The sequence below is a fragment of the uncultured Parvibaculum sp. genome, assembly GCF_963975745.1.
Lineage (GTDB): Bacteria > Pseudomonadota > Alphaproteobacteria > Parvibaculales > Parvibaculaceae > Parvibaculum.
In genome coordinates this window covers 138665-145478 of sequence record NZ_CAXBIB010000009.1, presented here as the reverse complement: position 1 = coordinate 145478, position 6814 = coordinate 138665, and the positions used below count along the sequence as shown (strand labels likewise).

The 6814-nt window shown below is 65.6% G+C and carries 9 protein-coding genes; 6 read left to right on the top strand and 3 right to left on the bottom strand.

The window, feature by feature from the left end:
• Positions 1–279: 279 nt before the first annotated feature.
• From AAC071_RS09330 to AAC071_RS09320, 3 genes are all read left to right on the top strand, one after another.
• On the top strand, positions 280–1143 hold the full coding sequence (locus AAC071_RS09330) for a glucose 1-dehydrogenase (protein ID WP_339831952.1): 864 nt from the start codon (positions 280–282) through the stop codon (positions 1141–1143).
• A 73-nt stretch (positions 1144–1216) separates the two neighbouring features.
• Positions 1217–1501 carry a type II toxin-antitoxin system RelE/ParE family toxin gene (locus AAC071_RS09325; RefSeq protein WP_339831951.1) on the top strand — a complete coding sequence of 95 codons (285 nt, stop codon included), beginning with the start codon at positions 1217–1219 and terminating at the stop codon, positions 1499–1501.
• A gap of 17 nt (positions 1502–1518) precedes the next feature.
• Positions 1519–1818 (top strand): HigA family addiction module antitoxin, encoded by a 300-nt coding sequence (locus AAC071_RS09320; protein WP_339831949.1) that lies wholly within the window; start codon positions 1519–1521, stop codon positions 1816–1818.
• Here AAC071_RS09320 and AAC071_RS09315 read toward each other — a convergent pair whose 3' ends face one another.
• Positions 1819–2382, bottom strand: a complete 564-nt coding sequence (locus tag AAC071_RS09315; protein ID WP_339831947.1) for a hypothetical protein — start codon at positions 2380–2382, stop codon at positions 1819–1821. It abuts the gene before it with no gap.
• Positions 2383–2416: 34 nt separating this feature from the next.
• Positions 2417–2815, bottom strand: coding sequence for a DUF427 domain-containing protein (locus tag AAC071_RS09310; RefSeq protein ID WP_339831945.1), 399 nt, complete (start codon positions 2813–2815; stop codon positions 2417–2419).
• 95 nt (positions 2816–2910) lie between these two features.
• Between AAC071_RS09310 and AAC071_RS09305 the strand changes: the two genes are divergently transcribed.
• On the top strand, positions 2911–3261 hold the full coding sequence (locus AAC071_RS09305; protein WP_339831943.1) for a PilZ domain-containing protein: 351 nt from the start codon (positions 2911–2913) through the stop codon (positions 3259–3261).
• Between the two features lie 97 nt (positions 3262–3358).
• The gene (locus AAC071_RS09300; protein WP_339831941.1) at positions 3359–4147 is read left to right on the top strand and encodes a glucose 1-dehydrogenase; all 789 of its coding nucleotides are present in this window, start codon (positions 3359–3361) and stop codon (positions 4145–4147) included.
• Between the two features lie 97 nt (positions 4148–4244).
• Here the strand turns inward: AAC071_RS09300 and AAC071_RS09295 are convergent, their stop codons facing one another.
• Positions 4245–4991 carry an alpha/beta hydrolase gene (locus AAC071_RS09295; protein WP_339831938.1) on the bottom strand — a complete coding sequence of 249 codons (747 nt, stop codon included), beginning with the start codon at positions 4989–4991 and terminating at the stop codon, positions 4245–4247.
• 429 nt (positions 4992–5420) lie between these two features.
• Here AAC071_RS09295 and AAC071_RS09290 point away from each other — a divergent pair, with 429 nt between their 5' ends.
• Entirely contained in the window at positions 5421–6677 is a 1257-nt protein-coding gene (locus AAC071_RS09290) for a M20 family metallopeptidase (RefSeq protein ID WP_339831936.1), read from the top strand.
• Positions 6678–6814 lie beyond the last annotated feature (137 nt).

The window sequence follows — 6814 nt, the reverse complement described above, 5'->3', positions numbered from 1 at the left end:
GGTGTAACCTATGTCCCCGAACAGGTGTCAACCATGTCCCCGGTCCATACACCCTTGAGGGAGGGTCGACAAAATTCGAGCGCAGCGAAGAATTTTTCGGGGAGGGGTAAGCGGGGAACTTCAGCGCATAATCGACAGCGCGCCATTTGCCGAGAGCGGCGCACCCCTCCCCAAACGGGCTTCGCCCGTTTGACCCTCCCACAGGGGGGAGGGTGGTCGCTAACATGAACGCAGAAATACAAACGATAAAAACAACGTACCGAAAACAGGGAGAACATCATGGGACGTCTCGACGGCAAGGTCGCCATCATCACCGGCGGCACCAGCGGCATCGGCCGCGGCACGGTCGATCTCTTTCTGCAGGAAGGCGCGAAGGTCGTCTGCGCCGATCTGCAGGACCACAAGGGCGAGGCGATGGAGCGCGAGCTGGGCGCGAATTTCGCCTATTGCCGCACCAATGTCGCCCATGAAGACGAGGTGAAGAATCTGGTCGATCACACGGTCGGGAAATTCGGCCGCCTCGACGTGCTCTTCAACAATGCCGGCTATGGCGGCGTCGGCGGCGAACTGCACGAGATCGACATGGCGGGTTTCGATGAAACCGTCGGCGTGCTGCTGAAAGGCGTTGTGCTCGGCTACAAATATGCGGTGCCGCACATGACGGCGCAGAAATCGGGCTCGATCATTTCCACGGCCTCGGTCGCCGGCCTGCAGGCGGGCTACGGACCGCTGGTCTATTCGGCCTGCAAGGCCGCCGTGCATCACTTCGCGCGTTGCGCTGCGCTGCAGCTGGCGCCGCATTTCGTCCGTTCGAATGCGATCTGCCCCGGCGGCATCGCCACCTCGATCTTCGGTTCGGGCCTCGGCCTCGGCACCCAGGTCGCCGACCAGTTCGCCGAGGTAATGAAGACCCATCTGGCGAAGATCCAGCCGACCCCGCGTTCGGGCCTGCCCTCCGACATCGCCGAAACCGCGCTCTTTCTGGCCAGCGACGCCTCGAGCTTCGTCACCGGCCAGACCATTGCGGTCGATGGCGGCCTGACCGCCGGCCCGATGGCGACGCTCGGCAAGCGCATCGACTTCGAGAAGGTGATTTCGGATTTCATGGCCGGCCTGCCCGAAGAGGCGAAAAAGCCGGCCTGACAGGCCTGCCACAAGCGTACCATAAATATGTACGTCCGATTGACAAGCGTACAATATTCAGGTACGCTTGGCCATGATCAGGAGCTTTCGCGACAAGCGCACGGCGGCGCTCGCCGAGGGAAGGCCCGCAAAGGGCGTTCCTGCCGACGTTCTCCGCCGCGCCGTCGCGAAACTCTTCATGCTCGACACGGTGACCCGTGTCGAAGACCTGCGCGTCCCGCCCGGCAACGAACTCGAAAAGCTTCGCGGCGACAGGGCAGGCCAGCATTCGATCCGCGTCAATCGCCAGTGGCGCATCTGCTTCGTCTGGCGCGACGGCGACGCTTACGATGTCGAGTTCGTCGATTATCACAATTGAGGTTCGAGGAAGACACCATGCCCCGCAGAGTTCCGCTTCCCCATCCCGGTTCGATCCTGAAGTCCGAGTTTCTGGAGCCGATGGAGATGTCGGTCTATGCGCTGTCGAAGGCCATCGGCGTCCCGCGCAGCCGCATGAACGAAATCTGCAATGGCAGGCAGGGCATCAGCGCGAGCATCGCCCTGCGGCTCGGGCGCTTCTTCGAAGTCGATCCGCAATGGTTCATGAACATGCAGGCGAAATATGACCTGCATGTCGCCAACAAGAAGCTCTCGGCCACATTGTCGAAGATCGCGCCGCACCGGCAGGCCGCCTGACTACTCCCCGAGACTCCGGCCCGGCTTGCCGACGCGCAAGACCGTGTCGGTTTCGCAATCGAACGCGGCGGCATGCCTGTCCGCCGCCGCGCGCGCCAGCGCATTGGCATCGGCATTGGCGCGCGCATCGACAGTGGCGACATGACAGGCCTCGGCACCGATCTTCGATACCACCAGCACCTGTCCGTCGTAATAGGTGCCGTCGCCGCCGTCAGGTTGCGTGTGATAGCGCACGATGGTGGCAAACGCCTTGCCGTCCGCACCAAGCCGCCATTCGAGCACCTTGCCCAGCCGGTTGAACGGCGCGAGCGTCTGCCCCGATAGCTGCTTTTCGCGCTGCGGATCGTCGATCTGCAGATAGAAGCGCAGATCGCCCTCCAGCATCACGACCTCGTGTCCGCGAAAATCCGGACAGGCAAACCACACCGAACCGGATTCTTCATCCTGCTGTGTCACCTCGCAGACATCGGGATCGATCGATGAATAATCCGACACCGGCGCGGCGCGGGCTGCGCCGGCGGCAAGACCTGCGGCAAATGCCAGCCCTGCGAATGAAATCCGCATCATCTCTCCCCTCCGCCGTTTCGCCAGCCGCCGCTCAGGCCGGATCGGCCTCGATCTCCACCTTGTCCGGATAGAAGGCCACATGATCCTTGATGCCGGCAACCTCGGTAAAGGGATCTTCATAGGACCAGACGGCGTCATGGATATCCCGATCCCCCGCTGCCACCGCCCAATAGCGGGCCTCGCCCTTGAACGGGCACCAGCTGCGGCTTGCCGTCGGCTTCAGCAGCGCCATCTTCACATCCTTGCGCGGCAGATAGAAGACCGGCGCATAGCTGCCCTCGAAAAGCGCCAGCGCCTCTGAGCTGTCGGCCAGCGTTGCGCCGTTGCAGCGCACGTGCACGCGCCGCCCGGCGGGCAGCACCCGCAACAGATGCGCCGGATGGCTCTCATAGCCGGATTTGTGTCGCTTGCCGGAAACGAGCTGTCCCATGCCGGGCCTCCCTTTGCCTGTTGCCGCCTCTGCCTGTCGAACAGACATGGGACCCCGGCAACGCTTTGGCAACCTTGGCCCCCTAGCCTTGGCCCATGACCGAGCCCGCGCAGATCCCTCCGCCCGCAGCGGGCGCCGAACGCCGCCGTTTCCGGCGCATCGGCGCGCGCCTCGAAGGCCGCCTGGTCTTTGCCGGCGTCGACACCGAATGCCTCATCCACGACATGTCGGTAACGGGCGCGGTCGTCGAGGTTTCGCCGCTGCCCGCGCTCGGCGCCGAACTGGCGCTGGAGGTCCCCGGCGTCGGCTTCGCCCGCGGCCGCGCCATGCGCTATCCCGAAGACGGCCTTGTCGGCATTGCCCTCGATGTGCCGGAAGCGCGCCGCGACCGCATCGCCGACCGCCTGATCCTGGCCGCCTTCCGTTCGCCGCCCCTGCCCGACTGACCGGCCGTCGGAACAAGCCTTCTGACGCGATCATGGGTTGGGCGCGCGCGCCCCGCCCGCTACACTCGCCGCCAACCAGAAACGGCGGGAGGCTGAAATGGCATTGAAGGACAAGGTTGCGATCGTCACCGGCTCGGCCACGGGCCTCGGCGCGGCGGTCGCGCTCAGGCTGGCGGATCAGGGCTGCAACGTCGTCATCAACTACACGAAAAGCGAGGCTGAAGCGAAGGAGACGCAGGCCGCCTGTCAGGCGAAAGGCGTCGAGGCCATCCTCGGCCAGGGCGATGTCGGCGAGGACGCCGATTGCCGCCGCATCGTGCAGCAGGCGGTCGACAAATGGGGCCGCGTCGACGTGCTGGTCAACAATGCCGGCGGCACGAAATTCGCCGACCACGCAAAGCTCGACGAACTGAACGCCGAGGATTTCCTCTGGATCTACAAGGTCAATGTCGTCGGCGCCTATCAGATGATCCGTGCCTGCGAACCGCACATGAAGAAGGCCGGCAAGGGCTCGGTCGTCAACATCTCCTCGATCGCCGGCGTCACCGGCATCGGCTCCTCGGTCGCCTATGCGGCCTCCAAGGGCGCGCTGAACACGATGACGCTCTCGCTGGCCCGTTCGCTGGCGCCGGTGATCCGCGTCAACGCGGTCTGTCCGGGCTTCATCGGCACGCGCTGGTTTTCCGATCGCTTCGGCACCCAGACCTTCGAAGGCATCAAGCGCCAGCAGGAGGAAACGACGCCGCTCCGCCGCGCCGGCACGCCCGAAGACATCGCCGCCGCCGTCGTCTTCTTCTGCGGCGAAGGCTCCGATCACATCACCGGCGAAACCCTGATCACCGACGCCGGCCTCCATCTCGGCTTCGCCCCGCTGACGGCGCGGTAGAAACACAAATAAGATAACCGTCATGGCCCGCCCACCTTGATTATTAAGGAGGGCCGGGTCATGACGAACATTTTGACTGAGGAACGGCGCCGGAACCTCACCCCTCGAGAAACTTCAGCACCGCCTCCTTGTAGGCCGGATCGCCGACCGTCTTCATGTGGTCGCGCTTCGGCACCGTGACGGCGCGCGCGCCCGGGATCAGTGCCGCCAGCGGCCCCGGCGCGCCGGCCTGTTCGTCGGCCTCGCCGGCAACGACCAGCACCGGCCGCACGATCCCGCCCAGCCCCGCGACCGGGAAGGGCTGCCGGATCGCCTCGAAACAGGCGGCCAGCGCCAGCAGGTCCTGGCCCATCCGCTCGGCGAAGAGACGGAAGCCCAGCGCTTCCTTGTTGGCGATCCCGGCCGGATCGTCGGCCAGCAGCGCCGCCACCACTGGTCCCGGATCGCGGTCGTCATCGAGCAGCCGCGCGCCGACACCGGCCGCGACCACCCGATCGAACCGCGTCGGATGCGCCATCGCGGCGGCGAGCGCCACCATCGCCCCCATCGAATAGCCCATGATGTCGGCGCCCGCTTCGCCCAGACGATCGAGCAGCGCCACCAGATCGTCGGCCATCGTGCCCAGCGCATAATCGTCGGCGTGATAGCAGGCCTCGCTGGCCCCGTGCCCGCGCATGTCGGGCAGGATCACGCGGAACCCGGCATCGGTCAGCGCCCGGCTCCAGCCGGTCTCGATCCAGTTGACCCGGTGCGTCGAGGCAAACCCGTGCACCAGCACGATCGGATCGCCCTCGCCCTCGACGCGATAGGCAAGCTTCAGCCCGTCCGAATTGAAATATTCCACCTTTGACCTCCGCTGCCACCGCTCCGCTCACAATATCCAGCCGCGCCCCGCCGCGCGAGCCGCAAGAAAGGTTTTTTGCGCGCAGAGGCGCAGAGACGCAGAGGTGCTGCGATGCGGAGCAAGCGCATCAGGCTTTCACAGGCGCTGTTTTCTTTCTTGCCGGGCTTTGCCCGGCAAAAGCAATCGCGGGCGAATGGAAACGGGTGCCGGCCGCGCATACAGGCACCTCTGCGTCTCTGCGCCTCTGCGTGAATCCCTTCTTGCCTTCTTCCCTGCTTCGCGTCTTCGCGCCTTCGCGTGCAAAAACCTTCCCTTCTCCGCGCCTCCGCGTCTCCGCGTGAGTCCTTCTTTCCTTTCTTCCCTTCCCCGCCCCGGTGGAAAACCCGCTCAAAGCGGGCTAGGCTCACCCCCAAACGGGGAGAGAGAAGAATGACCGACGCCGCCGCGCTGAAACGCGAAACCTGCGCCATGATCGACGCGATGTCGGCCGAGCTTCTGGCCGTCAGCCACGAGATCCATGCAAGGCCCGAACTGGCCTTCCACGAACACGAGGCCGCCCGCATTCTGACTGCCGCGCTCGACCGCGCCGACCTCCCCGTCACGCGCGGCGCCTTCGGCCTCGACACCGCCTATGCCGCGAGCTTCGGCACCGGCGGCCCCGAAGTCGCGATCCTTTCGGAATATGACGCGCTCCCCGGCATCGGCCATGCCTGCGGCCACAACATCATCGCGACGACCGGCCTCGGCGCCGCGCTGGCGCTGGCGAAACTGAACGGCCGCCTCCCCGGCCGCGTCCGCTATCTCGGTACCCCCGCCGAGGAACAGGGCGGCGGCAAGGAACTGATGGCGCAGGACGGCGCCTTCGACGGCGTCGATGCCGCCATGATGGTCCATCCGGCCGGCGTCGATCTGGTCACCATGCCCTGCATCTGCGTTTCCGAAGTCGCGGTCACCTATCGCGGCCGCTCGGCCCATGCCTCGGCCATGCCGCATGCCGGCCTCAACGCGCTCGACGCGCTGATCACCGCCTATCAGGCGATCGCGCAATTGCGCCAGCACATCCGCCCGACCGAACGCATCCACGGCATCATTAAAAAGGGCGGCGACGCCCCCAACATCGTCCCCGACGAAACCTCGGGCCTGTTCTATGTCCGCGCCGCCTCGGCCGAGGATCTGGCGCCCCTGAAGGCGCGCGTCCAGGCCTGTTTCGAGGCCGGCGCGCTGGCGACCGGCTGCAAGGCCGAGATCGTCTGGGCAAAGGCCGACTATCTCGACCTGAAGACCAGCATGCCGATCGCGGATGCCTATGAGGCCAATGCCCGTTCGCTCGGCCGCGACTTCTTCCCGCTCTCGAAAATGCCCTCGGGCTCGGCCGGCAGCACCGACATGGGCAATGTCAGCCACCGCGTCCCCTCGATCCACCCGATGATCGCCTGCGCGCCCTCCCATGTCGTGATCCACAATCCGGAATTCGCCAGATGGGCGGCCTCCGACCGCGGCGACAAGGCCTGCCTCGACGGCGCCAAGGCGCTGGCCATGACCGCCATCGACTTCATGACCGACGCGGCGATGCGCGAAAAGGCGAAGGCCGACTTCGCCGTCACCGCCGAAAGCTCCGCCCGCTCCGTCGCCGCCGCCTACAACCCCGAAGGCACCGCCCATATCGGCGGCTGCGGCTGCATGTAGGCGCAACGCGCTGACGCCCCGGCCTCTCGCAAGAAAGATTTTGCACGCAGAGGCGCAGAGACGCAGAGGTGCTGCGATGTGGCGCCAACGCATCGGGTTACAAGACGTGCTGTTTTTCTTCTTGCCGGGCTTCGCCC